The sequence below is a fragment of the Streptococcus sp. ALY_208 genome (assembly GCF_058314295.1).
Genome location: NZ_JBZFUI010000001.1, coordinates 428,733 through 447,427 on the forward strand (window position 1 = coordinate 428,733; position 18,695 = coordinate 447,427).

Consider the following 18,695-nt stretch of genomic DNA (forward strand, 5'->3'; position numbering starts at 1 on the left):
GTCTGGTTTGTAAAAAAAGAAACGATCAAAAAGGAAGTGAAAGGTTATGATCAAACACGAAGAAGTAAAGACAAATCCTTTGTTTGAGTTTGGAGAAATAAATCCCTATAGTGCTAGTTTTACGGGTCAATCCTATCTGGCAATGTTAGCACAAGCGCCGGATGGTTCTACTAGTGTTGGTAATGTTAGTTTTGAGCCGGGTTGTCGTAACAATTGGCATGTGCATTTGGATGGCTACCAAATTTTATTAGTCACTGGTGGTGAGGGACTCTATCAAGAAGCTGGCAAGCCAGCACGTCATCTTAAAGTTGGTGATGTTGTTGTGACAGATAAAGGAGTGAAACATTGGCACGGTGCCACAAAAGATTCTTGGTTTAGTCATGTAGCAATCACTGCTGGAGCCAGTGAATTTTATGAGCCCGTGACAGATGAAGCGTATGACGCAGCTAATGAACAGGAGAAGTAACAATGGTAAAAAAACAAACAGCAGGACGTGATCAATTAGGCGAGTTTGCGCCTAAGTTTGCTGAGATTAATGACGATGTACTCTTTGGACAAGTCTGGGCGCGTGAGGAAGAACTATCACCTAAGATTCGCTCGATAGTCACCGCCAGTGCCTTGATAACAGCAGGTAACTGGGAACAACTCCAGTATCATCTCAATACAGCTAAGAACAACGGGATCACTAAATCAGAAATTTCAGAGATCATCACCCATATTGCCTTTTATGTTGGATGGCCTAAAGCTTGGTCAGCCTTTGGCCTTGCTAAGGACGTCTGGGAGAATGATGGGTGACTCTAGTGTTTTTTGATGGTAATAACTTGAACAGAGACGTTAACCGTTTGAGAGTTGAACAAGGTATCAGATTAACGTGAAAGCCACAGTATCTTATGCGTTTTTTATTGTCATCGCACAAACGTTAAAGTGAAACTTTTAGCTTAATTCTTAAATCAATGAGCTCATTTTCGTCTAACGAACAGAGACTATCCAGCTAACAAGAACAGGAAAAAGGAGATAATCAGATGTCAATTGCTTTATCGATAGACGAACAGAAAATTCCTGTGACTTGGGAAGAAAATAAGGCGGTATCAGTCTTAAAAGAAAAACTCATCCAACAGGATTTGACTATAGACCTGTCAGCCTATGGTGGTTTTGAACAAGTTGGCGACCTTGGTATGACGCTACCCAGTCAAAATAAGCAGCAAACTGCTCAACCGAGAGACATCATGCTCTATAATGATAGCCAGGTCGTTCTCTTTTATGGCTCAAATAGCTGGTCTTATACCAAGCTTGGTCACATGGAAGAGACTGCTAGCAGTCTATCAGAGAAAGGCGGTGTAAGGATTACCCTTTCCTTGGAGGAAGATAATGATTGATAAACGTTTTGACTCGTATATAAATACTGGAAAATTAGTGCCTGAGAAAGATGGGATACGTCAGCTTATTTCAGCAATTCAGGCTGAAAATCAGTCGTTGGTGCAGGAGTTGAATACCCAAGTTCAAACCATTGCCAGTACCAGACGAATCATAGAACAGTTGACTCAAGATAAGATTGACGATACCGTCACCATCAACATTCCCTTTCAAACTGATTTTGGTCGCCACATTGATTTTGGAAAAAACATCTATATTAATAAAGAGGTTTTGATGGTGGACTTGGGCGGTATTGTTATTGAGGACGGTGTGCTTATTGGACCTCGGGCCAAGCTAATCTCAGTGAATCATCCCTTACCTCCAAAAGCTCGTCACAAGTTAGAACTCAGGTCTGTTACCATCAAGAAAAATGCTTGGATTGGAGCAGATGCTACCATTTTGCCCGGTGTAACTGTTGGTGAAAATGCTGTTATAGCAGCAGGAGCCATTGTTTCAAAGGATGTTCCAGCCAATACTGTAGTTGCTGGGGTTCCGGCTGAAGTCATTAAGTTTATTGACGATTGTTAACAGGGAAGGCAGAATAGTCTTGACTAAAAGATAAAATTCCATTTGAGAAATTAGCTGCCTGCTTTTTTTTGAACATTTGAACTAAATGGTCGACTAAAAATCTCGATGATAGCATTGATGAACGATGGGTGAGCTTAATCCTTGACTTGCAAAAGCATTTACCCTATACTTGTATCACAAACAAGAACAAGTTTGTATTTTATCAGTTTATGATTTGAATGAATTGCTTAGAGAAGGAGTGCTATGGATACGAAATTTTCAGTGGCCATCCATATTTTAGCTATGATCGCTGAAACTAAGGAAAGCTTGTCCTCACAAGCCTTGGCGACAAGCGTTGGGACCAATGCTAGCTATATCCGAAAGGTCATTGCCCTTTTAAAAAACGCCAATTTATTGACCTCGCATCAGGGCAAGGTCGGCTATGAGCTTACCAAGGCTCCCTCAGACATTAGTCTGCTTGAAATCTATTATGCGACCCAAGAAGTGGCGCAAGTCAAGCTTTTTCAGGTTCATCAGCATGCCAATAAGGCTTGTCCTATCGGCAAGCATATCGAAGGAGCCATCAGCCCAGTCTTCCAACAAGCAGAAAGACAATTAGCAGAGGAGCTAGCTGGTCAAAGTTTGACGGATGTCCTTGCCAACCTTTATAAACAATCGTGTTTAGCCAAGTAATGAGCTTGGCTAATAATTTAAACCAACTTGTATCTGTACTAAAAACAAGAACAAGAAAGAGTTGACAATTACCTCAATAACTAACAGACCCAGTTCTGCTAGTTTCAAAAATTAGAAAGAAGAAAATCATGAAAGCAGCACAATTAAACGCCTACAACAAAAACAACCTCAACCTTGACCTAGTCGATGTCGCAAAGCCAACACCAGCGCAAGACCAAGTCCTTATCAAAGTATTGACTGCCGGTGTTAATCCACTGGATAACATGATTACTCGTGGTGAAGTCAAGATGATTGTCCCCTACAAAACGCCTCTCATCGCTGGTAACGAAGTAGTCGGTATAGTCGAGGAGGTCGGCAGCAATGTGAACCAATTCAAGCAGGGGGAACGTGTCTTTGGACGCCTGCCGCTAGATAGTATTGGTGCTTTTGCCGAATATGTGGCAGTGGATGCTGAAGCCTTGGCTATCGTTCCAGATTATCTGACTGATGAAGAAGCAGCTGGTGTGCCACTGACTGCTCTAACCATTATGCAGGCCTTAGAGCTGATGGATGCCAAAGCCGAGCAGACCCTTTTTATCTCAGGTGGAACCGGTGGTGTCGGTGCTATGGCTATCCCTCTTGCTAAGGCTAAGGACTTGAGTGTTATCACCAATGGCGGAGCTGATAGTCGTGATCGTGTCCTAGCACTTGGTGCGGACCAATTTTTTGATTATAAAACACAGGATTATACCGAGCTCTTGTCAGATATTGACTTGGTTTTGGACACATTAGGCGGTGCAGAAACCGAGAAACAAATGACGATCTTAAAACCTACTGGGCACTTGGTTTCGCTCCGTGCTATGCCCAATGGGGCCTTTGCTAAGCGTATGAAGCTTCCCAAATATAAGCAGCTTCTCTTTGCTCAAGCTGGCCGTAAATTCGATAAAATGGCTGATAAATACGAGATCCATTATGACTTTATCTTCGTGGAAAGCAATGGTAAGCAGCTGCAGGAAGTGGCAGATATCTTTACTGAGCGCCAGATCAAGCCGTCTATAGATAGCGTCTTTGCCTTTTCAGATATCAATAAAGCCTTAGACAAAATCGCTAATGGTCGCTCACGTGGTAAAACAGTCCTCAGCATGAAAGTAAAACATGGCTTATTTAACAACTAAAAACCAATATATTGCTGTTAATGGCAACAAAATCGCCTACCGTGAAATCGCAAAAGGTAAGTCAGAACGGCCTTTGGTCATGCTGGTTCACTTAGCAGCAACCATGGATAACTGGGATCCTAAGCTGATTGACCTTTTGACTCAAAGACAACATGTCATTCTGCTTGATTTACCGGGTGTTGGAGCAAGCGAGGGTAAGGTTGCCCCAACTATTCCAGGCATGGCTGATCAGGTGATTGAAATTATCAAGGCCATGGGTTATGCCAGCGTCAATCTACTGGGGCTTTCCATGGGCGGTATGGTCGCTCAAGAAGTCGTGCGGCTTGCGCCAACTTTAGTCAACCGCCTCGTTCTAGTTGGGACAGGGCACCGAGGCGGCGTCGGTATTGATAAGGTAACGGCAACGACCTTTCGTTACATGGCGCGTGCTGGTTTTCACTGCGTAGATCCTAAACGCTATATTTTTTACAGGCATGATGATAAGGGCAAAATAGAAGCGGATAAGGTTCTCAGTCGTTTAGACAGCCGTAATCAGGCTTATGCGGACAAGGCCATGGCAGTTCCGTCTTTCCTGCATCAGCTTAAAGCCATCAAACGCTGGGGCAAGTCAGCAGAGGACGACCTGAGCTTTATCAGCCAACCGACTCTTATCGCCAATGGGGATAAGGACATGATGGTGCCGACGGAAAATTCTTATATCATGCACAAAAAAATTCGCAATAGCCAGCTGATCATCTATCCCAATGCTGGTCATGGTTCGCTCTTTCAGTATGCTGATCAATTTGCTAAGGATTTAGAGGATTTCTTAGGAGTGTCACATGACTAAAACCATCCTCATCACTGGATCAACAGACGGTATCGGCAAACACTTAGCCACCAAGCTAGCAAATGAAGGGATATGACCGCATAAAATGAAGCTAAACCGGCTAAAATGCTACTGTTTAGACGAGGCTATAAACATGCTGACGCTCTAGTTCTCCAGAAACAATTCTTTACCTCAGCTACTATTCTTGTTACAATAATGGTCTTGTCTCTTGTAAGTTTGTAAGCAATAGCAATGACAAAATTATAGAATAAGATTAGGAAGTGAACCATGAGCAAACTATCTACCAAACTCATCGCACAAAATACTATGATCGCAGCCATCTATCTAGTGCTGACCCTCATCAACCCTATCTCAAGTGGGATTTTCCAATTTCGCCTATCAACACTCTTGATGGCAGTTCCCTTTTTCTTTCCAAAGCTATCTTATGGTCTCGTGATCGGGGTCATGGTCAGTAACTTTTTTACAGGTTTCGGCCTGATTGATGTCTTGGGTGGCTTTGTCATCCAAACTCTATCCCTATTCGTCTATAATAAAATCTTCAAATCAGCTTATCTTAAGAGCTTTTTATACGCCTTAACAGCTGGTCTTGTTGTTTCATGCGTCATTTTTTACGTAACCAAGATTCCATTTGAAAGCAAGGCTTTTGCTCTCAGCGTCTTTTCTGTAGGTGTTTCAAACTTCTTGATTGCCGTCATCGGTGTCTTTATCGTTGATAAATACCTCAAAACACCCCTAGCAAGATTCCTTGTCAAATAGTTAGATCCCTTGGTTGAAAGTCGTCAATCAAGGGTTTTTGATTATTTTCAAAAAGTGAAAATAATTGAGAGAATTGAATGTGTGGGAGAAAAATTGGCTTCGAGTTTTTCAATCAAGCGATCACAAGAAGCTAGGTCGTGTTATAATGGTATGGAAATAAAATCTGAGGTAAGGGTACCCTTAGTGTATTACATAGTAATACACTAAGGGTACCCTTAGTGTATTACATAGTAATACACTAATACTAATTGCTGTCCCTTTCCGAGGAACATGAAAGGGATTTGACATGAAACATGAACTGGAACAGTTATTGAGCAGTCAATCAGATTTTATGATTGATGGTAAGCTGAATAAAAATCTGCTCTCTGATCTTGCTCGAAAGTATGATGTGACCTTGCTTAGAGTTTTACAATCGAACGATACAATTGCCAGTCATTTTTTCACTGAAATTGAAGACGGCGTTCTTGTATTCAAGCAAGATGTCTTTCTCCAATTTTTGAATAATAAAGAGTTTCTTCCTGATAGCTTTACAGCCTACAAGACAAAGATTGGCTTAGCGACGGACAATCACTATTTGACTGAAAATAAGGAGGTCGTTCTTAATTTTCCTTATAAGGACTGTGTTCTGGAAGGAGGGCAGGATAAAGAAGATGCCAAACGACAGGAAATTTTCTTCAATGAAACCTTAGCGCCAACTGAGATTAATCGTCTATTGGATAAAAAAGTATTGACTAACTTTAAGCGCTATGATGAAAATGGAGAGCATGACGTTGAAGAGTTGAAAGATACAGACAATCTCATCATCAAGGGAAATAATCTCATTGCACTTCATAGTTTGAAGAAACGTTTTGCTGGAAATGTAAAACTGATTTATATTGATCCACCTTATAATACAGGCAGTGACTCTTTTGGATATAATGATAATTTCAATAGAAGTACATGGCTAACATTTATGAAAAATAGGTTAAAGATCGCCCAACAATTATTAAGTAAAGATGGTATCATTGTTGTTCAAATTAGCTTCCATGAATTTCCCTATACTAGAGTGCTGATGGATGAATTATTCACCGAAGAATGTCATAAAATGGATTTAAATGTTTTAGTTAGACATCCGGAAAGAAGTTTAACAGGTGATAAAGAATTTAATGATGTTATGGAATATGCTTTGGTATATAGTAAAAGTAAAAGTTTCAAGATGCCAAAACAAGCTATAAAAAAATCTATTTCAGATTATCAGTATGATTTTGAATTACCAGAGGTGCCATTTAAGTCGATGATTTTAGGTGGTAAGAAAGTTAATATATATTTGCCTGATACTTTTAAAATTGTTAGAACTGAGGGACACGAGGGTGGAAGAAAGTCAATGTCCATTCGAGGAAGTATACGAGAAAAAAATTCTAGCGGTCGATTTTATGTAGCAAATATAGAGCCTCTTATTAGTTCGTTCCCTGAAGGAACTATTTTCACAGTGCCTGAAATGGGTGATGATGGTTTACCATATAGAGTGTTTGAACTTCCTAAAACTGGTAATAAGAATGGGGTTTACTATCCAGGAAAGCCTCAAGGTAGTGAGTATACTTATAAACCTTATCCAAACTTTGTTGATTTTGTATCACAGTATAATACAGTAAATTCTGAGGGCGAAATTTCATTTAGGAATGGAAAAAAACCTGAGAAGTATCTTAAATATTTTATTGAAATGTTTACTGATCATGGTGATTTGATTTTAGATTATCATCTTGGTTCTGGTACAACTGCAGCGGTTGCCCATAAGATGAACCGCCAGTATATCGGTATTGAACAGATGGACTATATTGAGACAGTTTCCGTTGAGCGGTTGAAAAAAGTTATTGCTGGTGAGCAAGGTGGCATCTCAAAAGACGTCAATTGGTCCGGTGGTGGTTCCTTTGTTTATGCGGAATTAAAAAACGATGCCGAAGATTTCAAACAAGCAGTTCTAAATGCAACTGAAACTAGTGAACTTTTAGAACTTTTTGAGACTGCAAAACAATCTTCCTTCCTATCTTATCGAGTTGATCCTAAAAAACTTCAAGTTGATGAGTTTTTAGCACTTAGTCTTGCCGAACAAAAACAGGTTTTATTAGAAATTATTGATAACAATAATCTCTACGTCAATTATGAGGATATGGAAGATACTGATTATAAGGTTTCAGATAACGATAAAAAATTGAACCGTCAGTTTTATGGTGAGGAGTGACCAAATGTCATTTTTATACGAAATCTATGATAGTGCTAGTGATAATGGATTTGTGAATTTCAGTGAGAAGGTTCCAGATTATATTGATAGGAACGTCCGCCATGATTTGCGTCCTTACCAAAAGGAAGCGCTGGGAAGGTATATCTATTACAAAAACGATGAGACCAATAGAGTGTTACCAGAGCATTTGCTGTTTAATATGGCGACAGGGTCTGGTAAAACCTTACTCATGGCTGCGATGATCATTGAAAAGTATAAGCAGGGTGAACGTAACTTTATTTTCTTTGTTAATAATGATAATATCCTGACCAAGACTAGGGCTAATTTCCTTGAAAATGGGACAGGTAAGTATCTTTTTGCAGATAAGATTGTCATTGATAATCAGATTGTAACTGTGCGTGAAGTGAGCGATTTTTCGGATAGCCAAGAAGATAGCATCAATATTGTCTTTACTACGATTCAAAAACTGCATCAGGATCTTCATACACCACGAGAAAACTGCTTAACTTACGACCAATTCGAAGATATTTCGGTTGTCTTGCTGGCTGATGAGGCCCACCATCTAAATGCTGGACTTAGTAAAGCGGAAAAAGACGATAACAATAGTTGGACTTCAACCATTGCTACAATTCAGGAAACTGCTAAACGGTCAAGTCTGCTTGAATTTACGGCGACTATTGACTTAACAAATTCAGATTTAGCAAAGCGCTATGAAAAACATCTAATTTTCAAATACGATTTAAAAGAGTTTCGCTTAGATGGTTACTCAAAAGATGTTCTTTTCCATTTGGTTGATGATGACCTTCCTACACGCATGTTACAAGCCATTATCATCAGTCAATATAGAAAGAAAGTGGCTCTTAAACATGGTATTTATCTTAAGCCACTTGTTATGTTTAAGTCGCAAAAAATTGCGGACAGTAAAGCTAACTTAGAGAGTTTTCTTGATTTGTTGAGTCGGATTAGAGAAGAAGATATTCAAGCTCAGAGAGCAGTAGCTACTGATGGTATTTTGAAGAAAGCTTTTGACTATTTTGACCACTCGGATATTAGTGATCATAACCTTATCGAAGAATTGCAGGAAGACTTTAGGCAAGAGCGGCTGCTTCTTATTGATGGAAAAAATAAAAGTCGTGATAATCTTGTTGAATTGAATACTTTAGAGTCTCCGTCTAATGAAATTCGTGCCATTTTCGCAGTGGATATGCTCAATGAAGGCTGGGATGTTTTAAACTTATTTGATATTGTTCGTTTGTATGATACACGTGATGGCAAGACAACTAAAAAGGGCTTTGTTGCAGGAAAGACCACTAATGCAGAAAAACAGCTTATCGGTCGTGGAGCTCGTTACTATCCATTTGTAATTGATGGAAAAGTTGAGGAGAAGTACATTCGCAAATTTGATGATAATGAGTTCAATGAATTGCGAGTCATCGAACAACTTCACTACCATTCTGCTAATAATCCTAAATATATTTCAGAACTTAAACAAGTTCTTCGTGAATCTGGTATTTATGATGATCAGGCCTTGGTTGAGCGTGAATTGAGTCTTAAAACTGAGTTCATGAAAACAAGAACCTATCAGAATGGTAAAGTGTGGGTAAATAGACGTATTCCTTATACTGCTTACTTGAAAAATCACGAACAACTTAGTTTGAGTGACAGAATTATACCTGAGGAATTTGAAGTAACGCTAGCTTCTCAACGATCAATGGATGTTAGTGCGTTTGCATCAGAAGATACAGAAGTTGCAGGTCTCTCAACAGTCGATACCTTTAAATTAGGTCGTAAAATTGAAAAAAATATCATCCGATTTGCCATAAACCAAAATCCCAATTATACTTTTAACCGCTTAAAAGATATCTTTTTTGGTTTAACCTCAATGTCTGGTTTTATGGCGGAGCTTGAGAAAGTGCAAATAACAATAGTAGGTGCAGAAAACTCTGTAAAATTCCTATCACAAGAGAATAAACTCTATATTGTCGAACAGCTATTGAAGTACATGGAGAAAGATTTAATAACCACTGAGGAACGTTTTGTAGGTACAGAACAGTTTGAAGCAAAACCTATCAGTGAGTTATTTGAAAGTAAAATTTTACGGAAGTATACAATTGCTTTGAATGGTGATTCAGAATTTGGTAGATCACAAAAAGATAGAAGTGAAACCAATATTTATGAAGATCTGGATGTATTACCTTGGTATGCCTATGATGACAATTTTGGGACAAGTGAAGAAAAGTATCTTGTCCAAACTTTAAGTAGGATGATGTCGGAGTTAGAGAAAAAATGGTCTGATATTTATTTGTTAAGGAATGAAAAAGCTGTTAAAATTTATAGTTTCGATGCTGGACAAGCGTTTGAGCCAGATTTCTTAATGTTTGCAAATGATAGGGAGACTGGAAATATCTCTTGGCAGTTATTTATTGAACCTAAGGGAAGCCAGTTTCAAGATGCTAATGGCAAATTTGAAAATGGAAAAGAAGGCTGGAAGCAAAGGTTTTTGACTCAGATTACTGAAAAAGATGAGGCAAAAACATTATTGAATGATGATAACTACCGAATTATTGGATTGCCATTCTATAATGAACAGCTGACTAAGAAAGAATTCAAAGAGAAATTAAGAGGTTTGTATTGAGGAAATAAAATATGTGATTGTCTTTATCTCTTAAAAAAAGTAGCTTGGTCTATCCTAATACAACAATAACCGCAGTTATCATGACTGAGGTTATTTGTAGTGATCTCGAATAGATAGAAAATAACTGTTCTCTTGATCCACCGTATAAACTAGTTGGTGTTCATCTGTAATACGCCGAGACCAGGCTCTAGAATACCGATAGTTTAAAGACTCTGAGCTTACTAATTCTCTCCCTACTTTTTAGTCAGATATCTTGTAAACTAGCTCTCACACTCGGTTGCCATAATAACTGAGGGTTTTATTACTTTTAAAATCATGAAAATAAATGATGGTTTCTAGTGAGTGTTGATTGGATAAACTTGGTCGTCAAAGAGTACTGGCTAAGGTATTTCATGGTATAATGAAACAGTAATTTAAGGAGATGACATATGGTTTATAAACAGGACTATTTAGATGATGTCTTAGTCAGAATGGCCTACCATTCCAGCGCTATTGAGGGCAATACCATTTCCCTTCCTGAAACAGTCAGCATCATTTTAGAAAGTACACTTCCGAGTGGTCACAAGAGCATTCGTGAGTTTTATGAGATTGAAAATCATAAGCAGGCTTTTCAGTATGTGTTGGGCTTGTTAAAGGATAAGGAACCTTTTGTGCTGGGGCAAGTACAGGATTTACACTCATTGATTGTCGATCGCTTGCAACATGACCGTGGGTTATTTAAGCAGCAGCAAAATGCCATTGTCGGTGCTGAGTTTAAAACGGCCAGTCCTGAGGAGACGCCGATACTCATGCGCCAGTGGGCCGATAATCTAGCCTACCGACTCAATTTGGCGATTGGCGATGCTGAAGTCCTAGAGGTGCTTGCTGACACTCATATCCAATTTGAGCGGATTCATCCATTTTCTGATGGGAATGGACGTACAGGACGAATGGTTGTTTTGTACTTAGCCATGAAACTCCTCGGTGCACCAGTCATCATTAGTAAAGAAAATCGTGCAGAGTATATGCAACTTTTGGCAAATCAAGATGTAGCTGAGCTCACAGCACTTTTAGCGAGCTCACTAGCCTATGAACGTGAGCGCATGACGCAGTTTTAATGGGATACCAAAAAGAGGCTGAGACAAAATTATAAGTCCTATTTGTTTAGCCAATTTCACAGCCTAGGCACAGTGGTTGGGAGTAAGACTTGTTCTCAATACAGGTGTTCTTTGATTAAACTTAACCCCACTAAAAGATTTTCCTCAGCTTTTGAGTCCTATACTCAAAGGCTTTTTTTTATTTTTTCTAAAAAACTCTTGACAAGTGAGTAATCACTCACTATAATAGCAAATGTCAAAGTGAGTAATCACTCACTTAAAGCTCGAGTGCTGGCGACAGCTAATTTAAAGAACTGGGATCACTAGTGACTCTGATTCTAAAAGTCGCTGAGGCTAGGGCGAGCGATTCATTGAAAGAAGGTTAGGCAAATGGAAAAACTAATTGATTTAAAAGTACTGAAAAAATCATTTGGTCCCCAAATCGTTTTAAATGATGTGACCCTTTCGGTAGGTAAGGGCGAAATTATTGGTCTCATTGGACCTTCGGGAGCTGGAAAGTCAACCATGATTAAAACCATGCTAGGGATGGAAAAGGGAGACAGCGGTCAAGCCTTGATTCTTAATAAGGAGATGCCTGATCGCCACATTTTGAGTGAAATTGGTTATATGGCGCAATCAGATGCGCTTTATGAGAGTTTGACAGGGTTTGAAAATCTTGAATTTTATGGTCAGATGAAGGGCATCAAAAAAAATGACTTGCTGTCCCAGCTCAATCATTTAGCACGAGTGGTTGATCTGGAAGAGCACCTTGATAAGTACGTGAGTGGTTATTCTGGAGGGATGAAGCGTCGCCTTTCCTTGGCGATTGCCCTACTTGGTCATCCTGATTTGCTGATTTTGGATGAGCCGACAGTTGGGATTGATCCTGCTCTGAGACGTCAGATCTGGGCTGAGCTCGATCGGATTCGTCAGGAAGGCCGCTCCATCTTTATCACGACCCATGTCATGGATGAGGCAGAGTTGACCGACAAGGTGGCTCTTCTCCTACATGGGGACATCATTGCCTTTGATACGCCAGCTGCCCTCAAAGAAATTTATGGGGTTGCGACCATTGAAGATGTCTTTTTGAAAGCAGAAGATGAGGAGGAAAACTGATGCGGACACTTGCCATTACCAAAAAAGTTATCAAAGAGTTATTGCGGGACAAACGCACCCTAGCCATGATGTTTGTGGCTCCAATTTTTATCATGTGGTTGATGAATATCATGTTTTCGGCCAATAGTACGACTTCTGTAAGCCTGGGCACAGTTGATGTTTCTGATGCAGTGGTTAAAACCTTGGACAAGGTAGATCATGTTGACGTGGAAGCCTACACGAGTAAGGAAGCAGCGCAGAAGGCTCTAAGTGGCCAAGAGATCGATGGGATCATTGAGCAAACGGATGCCCATACCTATGAGGTGACCTATGCCAACACTGATGCTAGTAAAACCACCATTACCAAACAAGCCTTTAAAGCTGCGCTTAGTTCGTCAGCTGTAAATCAATTAAAAACAGCAGTGACCACAATGGCTAAGGCCAATCCTAAATTGGCCCAATCATTGCCTAAAGACAGCGCTAAAGTATCGATTAAAGAAAGCTATCACTATGGGAATGAAGACACTGGATTCTTTTCTAAAATGCTCCCTATCCTCATGGGCTTTATCGTTTTCTTCTTTGTCTTCTTGATTTCAGGAATGGCCTTGCTCAAAGAGCGCACCACTGGTACGCTTGACCGCCTCTTGGCAACGCCAGTTCGTCGTAGTGAAATTGTCTTTGGCTATATGTTGTCTTATGGCCTACTAGCGACAGTTCAAACCTTGGTCATCGTTTTTTCTACCATCTGGTTGATGGATGTTGAAGTCGTCGGCAATATTGTTAGTGTCGTTTTGGTGAATTTTGTTATGGCACTTGTGGCTTTGGCCTTTGGTATTCTCATGTCTACGCTAGCCAAGTCTGAGTTCCAAATGATGCAGTTCATTCCCTTGGTTATTATGCCACAGTTATTCTTCTCAGGTATCATCCCTCTAGATTCTATGGCCAACTGGGTTCAGTATATTGGAAAAGTTTTGCCCCTATCCTATGCTGGTGATGCGCTGACCAGAGTTATTTTGTACGGACAAGGTCTTGGAGACATTGCCTATGACATCTTGATATTGCTGGTTTTCTTAGCGATCTTAACGTTTGCAAATATCGTTGGCCTAAAACGTTATCGTAAGGTATAATAAGGATATGTTAGACCAAAAATTTCAATCTTATCAGGAACAATTAGAAAACCTGCCCATGCCTTCTGGCAAACGTAAGGTTATGTTAGCAGCCATTGTCTTGTTTTCAAAACAAGGCTTTCATGCTACCTCGACGGCTCAGATTGCATCAGAGGCGCAGGTCAGCCAAGCCACGATTTTTAAGTATTTTAAGACTAAGGATGAGTTATTATTGGGCGTTTGTGAGCCCTTGGTCGATCTGGTTGGTAGGCCCTTTCTAGATGGCTTAAGAGCCTGTCCAGATACGATAAGCTTAGTTCACTTTTTCGTTCAGGATCGCTTTGCTTTTGTGGCAGCCAATAGTGACCTCCTCAAAATTATTTTTCAGGAGTTACAGACTGATAGTCCCATTAGAGAGCAATTGTTCCAGAATATTCAACCCTTACTACCGGAATTGCTAACAATTGTGACCAGAACCCTAAGAAAAGATGGATTTGGTCATTCAGAATTGCCTCAAATTACGCTGTTAAGAACGGTGCTAGCTCCACTTTTTACCTATATCGTTCAATGCTTTTTCTTGAACTGCCCTTCAAATCAAGAAGCAGATGAGCTACAGCTCATTGAATCACAGATCCTTGCTTCGATTAAGACTCTGTAAACATCAATAGAAATTTGAAATGACTTGCTAAAAAGGCATAGAAAGACGCTGGTAAGCGCAACTTTCTATGCCTTTTGTGCTTGATTATGGCTTCGAGCCAGTTTTTCTCGGAGAGAAAAACAATAAAACCACCAGCTAAGCTGGTGGCTGATAAGGCTTTGAGCTTTCATTTATTTTTCCTGATATAATCTAAGTGTTCAGGTTAGACTAAGGAGGAAAAATAAATGGCAAAAACCAGTTACAGTCTATCACATACAAAATGGATGTGCAAATATCATATAGTCTTTACGCCTAAATATCGTCGTAAAGAAATCTATTATAAAATTAGGGCGGATTTGATAGCAATTATCCGTCAACTTTGCCTTTATAAAGGGGTAGAAATCATTGAAGGACATATGATGCCGGATCATGTTCATATGTTGGTCCTAATACCACCAAAGCTTTCGATTTCTGAATTTATGGGCTATTTAAAAAGTAAGAGTGCCTTGATGATTTTTGATAAGCATGCTAATTTGAAATACAAATACGGAAATCGAAAGTTTTGGGCGAGAGGCTACTACGTCAGCACAGTGGGTTTGAATGAAAAAACAGTAGCGAAATACATTAGAGATCAAGAGAAGGATGACATAGCTCTTGATAAGTTGAGTGTAAAAGAATACGAGGATCCATTTTCAGATGGAGGATTTCGAACACGATAAAAGCCCGTTTTTACGGGCATAAGTCAAGTAATCAAGCAGCCTGAACAACGTTCAGCTAGCGTCTTTAGACGCAGCTGGCACTCAACGCCTTATAGGCGGTGTACAAGCCACCCGTTTTCACGGGTGGTTTTGACTAAAGGGATGCTAAGAGTCGCATAACAAAGATGTCCCTAAGACCTTAACGATTCAGGGATTGTGGGAGATTGCGCCTAGCATTTTTAGCTATGTTTTATCCTTCTTTTGGCTGGGAACCATGTGGATAGGTATTCATAATTTGTGGCACAAAGCAACTAAAATTAGTCACTTAACAGTGTGGACCCAACGGCTCTTGTTGTTTTTTGTATCGTTTTTTCCCTATACCACGAAGATTGTTGCCGCTAATTTTACCAATCATTTTGCCCAAGTCATGTATGGCATGATTACCATTTGGGTTTCAATTTGTGTGACTTGGTCAAATGTCGAAGAATTAAAGTGACCTTTATGGCTTGATAAAAGTCTGAGCTAAGCGACATCAGCTATGTGAGATTGAAAAGGTAACTAAATGAATGAAGATAACCTAAAGGCCCCGTTCATGATGAACGAGGCCTTTAGACATGAGAGGAAATGGATTAGACTAGTCTGATGTCTCCAACAATGGTATAGAGTTTATCCTGCGCCTCTTCAAGGCTCAGATCGGTCTCAAGGAGCCAGTAGCGAATAAAGGCTACTAGGGCGCCGGCAAAGGTGTGAATACCAGCAGGATCAATAAAAAGGCTAGCTGAGTTAGTCACATCTAAGTTGGCATTGACAATCATCCCTTGGAAGGCAGCAGAAAAACTAGCTGGCTGACTGGTTAGCAGCTGATGGATGATGAAGCGATTTTTTTCGACAGCTAGTATAATGTTGTCCAGAAAAAGTCGACTTTCTGCAGGAGTGATATGGTTGAGATCCTTGGCTACTGGACGGCAGGCTTCTTCCATTGAAATTAAAATTTCTTGAAGTAGGCTGTCGTAGAGATGTTCCTTGGTTTCATAGTGTTGGTAAAAGGCGTTACGAGAGACTTGGGCTTTTTGGCAAAGTTCTTTGACAGAAATTTTAGCCAGCTCTTTGGTTTTAAGGAGCTCTAAAAAGGCTTCTTGCAAATTTTTTTCAGTTTTTTCAAAGCGTAGGTCTTTTTTCAAGATGACAGTCCTTTCAATACTGTCATTTAAGTGACAGATAGCAAATAACTGTTTATTGCTTCATTTAAATGACAAGTGTAATATATTTATTATACTAAAAGGGAAAGATCTCTTCAATGATTGTGTAAGAGGAGATAGGAGATTAAGATGACAGAAACTAAGAAACAGATGTTACTAGGACTGTCTATGTTTGGTGCAGCAGGCTTAAATTTTAAATCTTGGATGGATCCAGAGGTTCATATGACCGACTATCCAGATATTTCGGTAGATGTCAAAGCGGCGCAGCTAGCGGAAAAAGGGAAGTTTCAATTCATGTTCTTTGGTGATTTCCCTGGGACCAAGGCAGTGACAGATGCAGATATGCAGACTATGGGGATGGATCCTTTGCTGATTGCGACGGTCATTGCCAGTCAAACCAAGCATATTGGCCTAGGGATTACCAGGGCGACCTCTTGGAACAATCCTTATGAAGTCGCTAGACAATTCAAGACACTGGATGCTATCAGTAAGGGTCGTGCGGCTTGGAATGCTGTAACCGGTGCCAATGGGGTCAGTGCTAATGCTTACGGCGTAAACCTGCCGTCTAGCTTTGACCGCTACGGAAAAGCCAGTGAATTTGTCGAGGCAGTTCAAAGATTATGGGCCACATGGGGGGAAGATGCGCTGGAATTGGATCCTGACAAGCAAGTGTTTGCGGACTATGATAAGGTTAAGTCTATTTCTTTTGAGGGGGATTATGTGTCGACCTCTGGAACCTTACCAATCCCCCCATCAAAACAGGGGCAACCACCGATTTTTCACTCAGGTGGCTCCAGCAATAGTGTGGCCTTTGCTGGGAAGGAAGCTGATGTCTATGTTGGAGAGGTTTGGACGGTTGATCAGGGGAAAGCTATGCGCCAGGCACTTAGTCAGGCTGCGGTTGCTAATGGTAGAAAGGCTGATGCCATTGCCTTTATCGCAGGAGTTATGCCCCTGATCGGTGATAGTAAAAAAGATGCTCTGGAGCGTCATGCCAGATGGATCGATGAGGAGACCTTCTACCAACGAGTCGCTCATATCGGCTATGCCCTGGGCGTTAACTTTACTATGGCTGATATTGAAAAGCCTATCAATCCTGAAATTCTAGATAGCGTGGCTATTACGCCCTACAGTGACCCACGGACTGAAAATATCATCCGGGTGGCGCGTGAAGGCTGGACTCTTCGTGAAGTGGTTTACCACTCAGTTATCGACTACCACCCTGCAGCAGTAGGGACAGCAGAAGACATTGCTGACCACATGACCGAGTGGTTTGAAAGCGGCGCTGCCGATGGCTTCTGGGTTATGCCTGATGTCTATGAAACAGATCTTAAGCGCTTTGTCGATGAGGTTGTTCCAATTTTACAAGAACGAGGGCTCTTCCATACAGAATATGAAGGGGATACTCTCCGTGAAAATCTGGGACTCCCTTATCAATATGGTGTGTGAGAAGAAGATTAGGTGACAGATGGTCTTCTTTTGTCATTTAAGTGACAAAAATGGTTGAACTGCCTCTTGACCAGTTGGGGTGAAAGCGATACCATAGCAAAAATGATTTATGAATTGAGGTATGCTTATGACAAATCGTGTAACAGAAATCTTAGGCATTGAAAAGCCGATCATTCAGGGACCCTTGGCTTGGTTAACTGATGGGAAATATGCAGGTGCAGTCAGCGCAGCTGGCGGTCTGGGTGTCCTTGGTATCAGTGCTGGTCAAAAAGTTGCGGCAAAAACAGTAGAAGAAACGATTGAAAATATGCGCCGTGAAATCCATATTGCACGTGGCATTACGGATAAACCGCTGGGAATCAATATTTCTCCTGGATATGAGCTGACTGATATTTTTACAGAACCGATGCTTGATCTTATGGCTGAAGAAGGCGTAGAAGTCGCTATCTGGGGTGGAGAGTTTTCTGCTACTTGGGCAAAGAAAATTAAAGACAAAGGCATCAAAATTGTCTTTCGTGCCGAAAATCCAACGGTTGAAAATACGGAAGAAGCCATCCAAGGCGGTGCTGATATCATTGTGGCGACTGGCTTTGATGAAGGCGGGACAGTTCCAGGCAAGGCCATCGGAACCTTCTCAATCGTCCCTATGATTGTTGATGCAGCTAAAGGGCGTGTGCCAGTCATGGCAGCAGGTGGTATTGCTGATAGCCGAACTGCACGGGCCGCTTTTGCCCTTGGTGCAGAAGGACTGTTTGTCGGTACTGCCTTTATGATGTCAGAAGAGTCTATCTTAGCGCAAAACATCAAGGAGATGGCTTTGAAAGCTGATGCCTCAGACCTCTTACTCTACCGTACAATGCCCGCCTATTATCGTTCATTGCCGGGGGATATTCCAAATCAACTCTTGAAAATGAGTAAAGCCGGTGCGACAGAAGAAGAAATTTTCCAAGTGCAACGGGGATACGATGGCATGCGCGATGGCATGCTCTTTGGCGATCTGACCAAGGGTTTTGCCTCCTTTGGACTTGGTATCTCAATGATCGATAAAATCGAACCTGTTTCTGTTATTATGGATAAGCTCATGAGCGGGATTGCAGATTTGGTATAACTCATGGAGAAATATTAGTGTCTATTGGCTTTCCAAATAGCACAAGATTTGTATAAAAGTTCTATCCGAGTTTGGATAGAATTTTTTGTAGCTATCATTTGGGCAATCATTCTACTCGTATTTTA

The 18,695-nt window shown here is 40.7% G+C and carries 18 protein-coding genes and 2 pseudogenes; 18 read left to right on the forward strand and 2 right to left on the reverse strand.

The window, feature by feature from the left end:
• Positions 1–46 precede the first annotated feature (46 nt).
• The 10 genes from AC4HAI_RS02110 (at position 47) to AC4HAI_RS02155 (ending at position 10,202) form a co-directional block, all read left to right on the forward strand.
• Entirely contained in the window at positions 47–466 is a 420-nt protein-coding gene (locus AC4HAI_RS02110; RefSeq protein WP_491078423.1) for a cupin domain-containing protein, read from the forward strand.
• 2 nt (positions 467–468) lie between these two features.
• Complete coding sequence (locus AC4HAI_RS02115; RefSeq protein WP_491078424.1) at positions 469–795, forward strand: carboxymuconolactone decarboxylase family protein; 327 nt, start codon at positions 469–471, stop codon at positions 793–795.
• 227 nt (positions 796–1,022) lie between these two features.
• Positions 1,023–1,376, forward strand: a complete 354-nt coding sequence (locus AC4HAI_RS02120; RefSeq protein ID WP_491078425.1) for a cyclophilin-like fold protein — start codon at positions 1,023–1,025, stop codon at positions 1,374–1,376.
• Complete coding sequence (locus tag AC4HAI_RS02125; protein ID WP_491078426.1) at positions 1,369–1,941, forward strand: DapH/DapD/GlmU-related protein; 573 nt, start codon at positions 1,369–1,371, stop codon at positions 1,939–1,941. Before AC4HAI_RS02120 ends, AC4HAI_RS02125 begins: the two co-directional genes overlap by 8 nt.
• A gap of 243 nt (positions 1,942–2,184) precedes the next feature.
• Positions 2,185–2,613 carry an Rrf2 family transcriptional regulator gene (locus tag AC4HAI_RS02130; RefSeq protein ID WP_491110227.1) on the forward strand — a complete coding sequence of 143 codons (429 nt, stop codon included), beginning with the start codon at positions 2,185–2,187 and terminating at the stop codon, positions 2,611–2,613.
• Between the two features lie 128 nt (positions 2,614–2,741).
• A complete protein-coding gene (locus AC4HAI_RS02135; protein ID WP_491110228.1) occupies positions 2,742–3,767 on the forward strand; it encodes an NADP-dependent oxidoreductase in 1,026 nt (341 codons plus the stop codon).
• Positions 3,748–4,593 (forward strand): alpha/beta fold hydrolase, encoded by an 846-nt coding sequence (locus AC4HAI_RS02140; protein WP_491110229.1) that lies wholly within the window; start codon positions 3,748–3,750, stop codon positions 4,591–4,593. The genes AC4HAI_RS02135 and AC4HAI_RS02140 overlap by 20 nt, the downstream gene beginning before the upstream one ends.
• Positions 4,594–4,860: 267 nt before the next feature.
• Positions 4,861–5,349, forward strand: coding sequence for a QueT transporter family protein (locus AC4HAI_RS02145; RefSeq protein WP_491110231.1), 489 nt, complete (start codon positions 4,861–4,863; stop codon positions 5,347–5,349).
• A 286-nt stretch (positions 5,350–5,635) separates the two neighbouring features.
• A complete protein-coding gene (locus AC4HAI_RS02150) occupies positions 5,636–7,567 on the forward strand; it encodes a DNA methyltransferase (RefSeq protein WP_491110233.1) in 1,932 nt (643 codons plus the stop codon).
• A 4-nt stretch (positions 7,568–7,571) separates the two neighbouring features.
• On the forward strand, positions 7,572–10,202 hold the full coding sequence (locus tag AC4HAI_RS02155) for a DEAD/DEAH box helicase family protein (protein ID WP_491110234.1): 2,631 nt from the start codon (positions 7,572–7,574) through the stop codon (positions 10,200–10,202).
• A gap of 90 nt (positions 10,203–10,292) precedes the next feature.
• Here AC4HAI_RS02155 and AC4HAI_RS02160 read toward each other — a convergent pair.
• Positions 10,293–10,415: pseudogene (locus AC4HAI_RS02160) on the reverse strand (type II toxin-antitoxin system YoeB family toxin); the annotation flags it as partial.
• A 215-nt stretch (positions 10,416–10,630) separates the two neighbouring features.
• On the opposite strand from AC4HAI_RS02160, the gene AC4HAI_RS02165 reads away from it, so the two are divergent.
• The 6 genes and pseudogenes from AC4HAI_RS02165 to AC4HAI_RS02190 all read left to right on the forward strand — a co-directional run.
• The gene (locus AC4HAI_RS02165) at positions 10,631–11,299 is read left to right on the forward strand and encodes a Fic family protein (protein WP_491078431.1); all 669 of its coding nucleotides are present in this window, start codon (positions 10,631–10,633) and stop codon (positions 11,297–11,299) included.
• Between the two features lie 369 nt (positions 11,300–11,668).
• Positions 11,669–12,394, forward strand: coding sequence for an ABC transporter ATP-binding protein (locus AC4HAI_RS02170; RefSeq protein WP_491110235.1), 726 nt, complete (start codon positions 11,669–11,671; stop codon positions 12,392–12,394).
• A complete protein-coding gene (locus AC4HAI_RS02175; protein WP_491110236.1) occupies positions 12,394–13,500 on the forward strand; it encodes an ABC transporter permease in 1,107 nt (368 codons plus the stop codon). Before AC4HAI_RS02170 ends, AC4HAI_RS02175 begins: the two co-directional genes overlap by 1 nt.
• Before the next feature lie 7 nt (positions 13,501–13,507).
• On the forward strand, positions 13,508–14,137 hold the full coding sequence (locus AC4HAI_RS02180) for a TetR/AcrR family transcriptional regulator (RefSeq protein ID WP_491110237.1): 630 nt from the start codon (positions 13,508–13,510) through the stop codon (positions 14,135–14,137).
• 224 nt (positions 14,138–14,361) lie between these two features.
• Positions 14,362–14,835, forward strand: a complete 474-nt coding sequence (gene tnpA / locus AC4HAI_RS02185; RefSeq protein WP_491079695.1) for an IS200/IS605 family transposase — start codon at positions 14,362–14,364, stop codon at positions 14,833–14,835.
• A gap of 181 nt (positions 14,836–15,016) precedes the next feature.
• Positions 15,017–15,310: pseudogene (locus AC4HAI_RS02190) on the forward strand (TMEM175 family protein); the annotation flags it as partial.
• Positions 15,311–15,443: 133 nt separating this feature from the next.
• Here AC4HAI_RS02190 and AC4HAI_RS02195 read toward each other — a convergent pair.
• Positions 15,444–15,995: a TetR/AcrR family transcriptional regulator gene (locus AC4HAI_RS02195; protein ID WP_491110238.1), complete on the reverse strand. Its 552-nt coding sequence runs from the start codon at positions 15,993–15,995 to the stop codon at positions 15,444–15,446.
• 147 nt (positions 15,996–16,142) lie between these two features.
• Between AC4HAI_RS02195 and AC4HAI_RS02200 the strand changes: the two genes are divergently transcribed.
• Positions 16,143–17,462 carry an NtaA/DmoA family FMN-dependent monooxygenase gene (locus AC4HAI_RS02200; RefSeq protein ID WP_491110239.1) on the forward strand — a complete coding sequence of 440 codons (1,320 nt, stop codon included), beginning with the start codon at positions 16,143–16,145 and terminating at the stop codon, positions 17,460–17,462.
• A gap of 127 nt (positions 17,463–17,589) precedes the next feature.
• Positions 17,590–18,570: an NAD(P)H-dependent flavin oxidoreductase gene (locus AC4HAI_RS02205; protein ID WP_491110241.1), complete on the forward strand. Its 981-nt coding sequence runs from the start codon at positions 17,590–17,592 to the stop codon at positions 18,568–18,570.
• Positions 18,571–18,695 lie beyond the last annotated feature (125 nt).

Bases quoted from the DNA above. Each gene is read 5' to 3' on its own strand.
- AC4HAI_RS02165 (WP_491078431.1), top strand. From the start codon at position 10,631: ATGGTTTATAAACAGGACTATTTAGATGATGTCTTAGTCAGAATGGCC.
- AC4HAI_RS02135 (WP_491110228.1), top strand. From the start codon at position 2,742: ATGAAAGCAGCACAATTAAACGCCTACAACAAAAACAACCTCAACCTT.
- AC4HAI_RS02125 (WP_491078426.1), top strand. From the start codon at position 1,369: ATGATTGATAAACGTTTTGACTCGTATATAAATACTGGAAAATTAGTG.
- AC4HAI_RS02150 (WP_491110233.1), top strand. From the start codon at position 5,636: ATGAAACATGAACTGGAACAGTTATTGAGCAGTCAATCAGATTTTATG.
- AC4HAI_RS02175 (WP_491110236.1), top strand. From the start codon at position 12,394: ATGCGGACACTTGCCATTACCAAAAAAGTTATCAAAGAGTTATTGCGG.
- AC4HAI_RS02170 (WP_491110235.1), top strand. From the start codon at position 11,669: ATGGAAAAACTAATTGATTTAAAAGTACTGAAAAAATCATTTGGTCCC.
- AC4HAI_RS02110 (WP_491078423.1), top strand. From the start codon at position 47: ATGATCAAACACGAAGAAGTAAAGACAAATCCTTTGTTTGAGTTTGGA.
- AC4HAI_RS02155 (WP_491110234.1), top strand. From the start codon at position 7,572: ATGTCATTTTTATACGAAATCTATGATAGTGCTAGTGATAATGGATTT.
- AC4HAI_RS02200 (WP_491110239.1), top strand. From the start codon at position 16,143: ATGACAGAAACTAAGAAACAGATGTTACTAGGACTGTCTATGTTTGGT.
- AC4HAI_RS02205 (WP_491110241.1), top strand. From the start codon at position 17,590: ATGACAAATCGTGTAACAGAAATCTTAGGCATTGAAAAGCCGATCATT.
- AC4HAI_RS02120 (WP_491078425.1), top strand. From the start codon at position 1,023: ATGTCAATTGCTTTATCGATAGACGAACAGAAAATTCCTGTGACTTGG.
- tnpA (WP_491079695.1), top strand. From the start codon at position 14,362: ATGGCAAAAACCAGTTACAGTCTATCACATACAAAATGGATGTGCAAA.
- AC4HAI_RS02140 (WP_491110229.1), top strand. From the start codon at position 3,748: ATGGCTTATTTAACAACTAAAAACCAATATATTGCTGTTAATGGCAAC.
- AC4HAI_RS02145 (WP_491110231.1), top strand. From the start codon at position 4,861: ATGAGCAAACTATCTACCAAACTCATCGCACAAAATACTATGATCGCA.
- AC4HAI_RS02180 (WP_491110237.1), top strand. From the start codon at position 13,508: ATGTTAGACCAAAAATTTCAATCTTATCAGGAACAATTAGAAAACCTG.
- AC4HAI_RS02115 (WP_491078424.1), top strand. From the start codon at position 469: ATGGTAAAAAAACAAACAGCAGGACGTGATCAATTAGGCGAGTTTGCG.
- AC4HAI_RS02130 (WP_491110227.1), top strand. From the start codon at position 2,185: ATGGATACGAAATTTTCAGTGGCCATCCATATTTTAGCTATGATCGCT.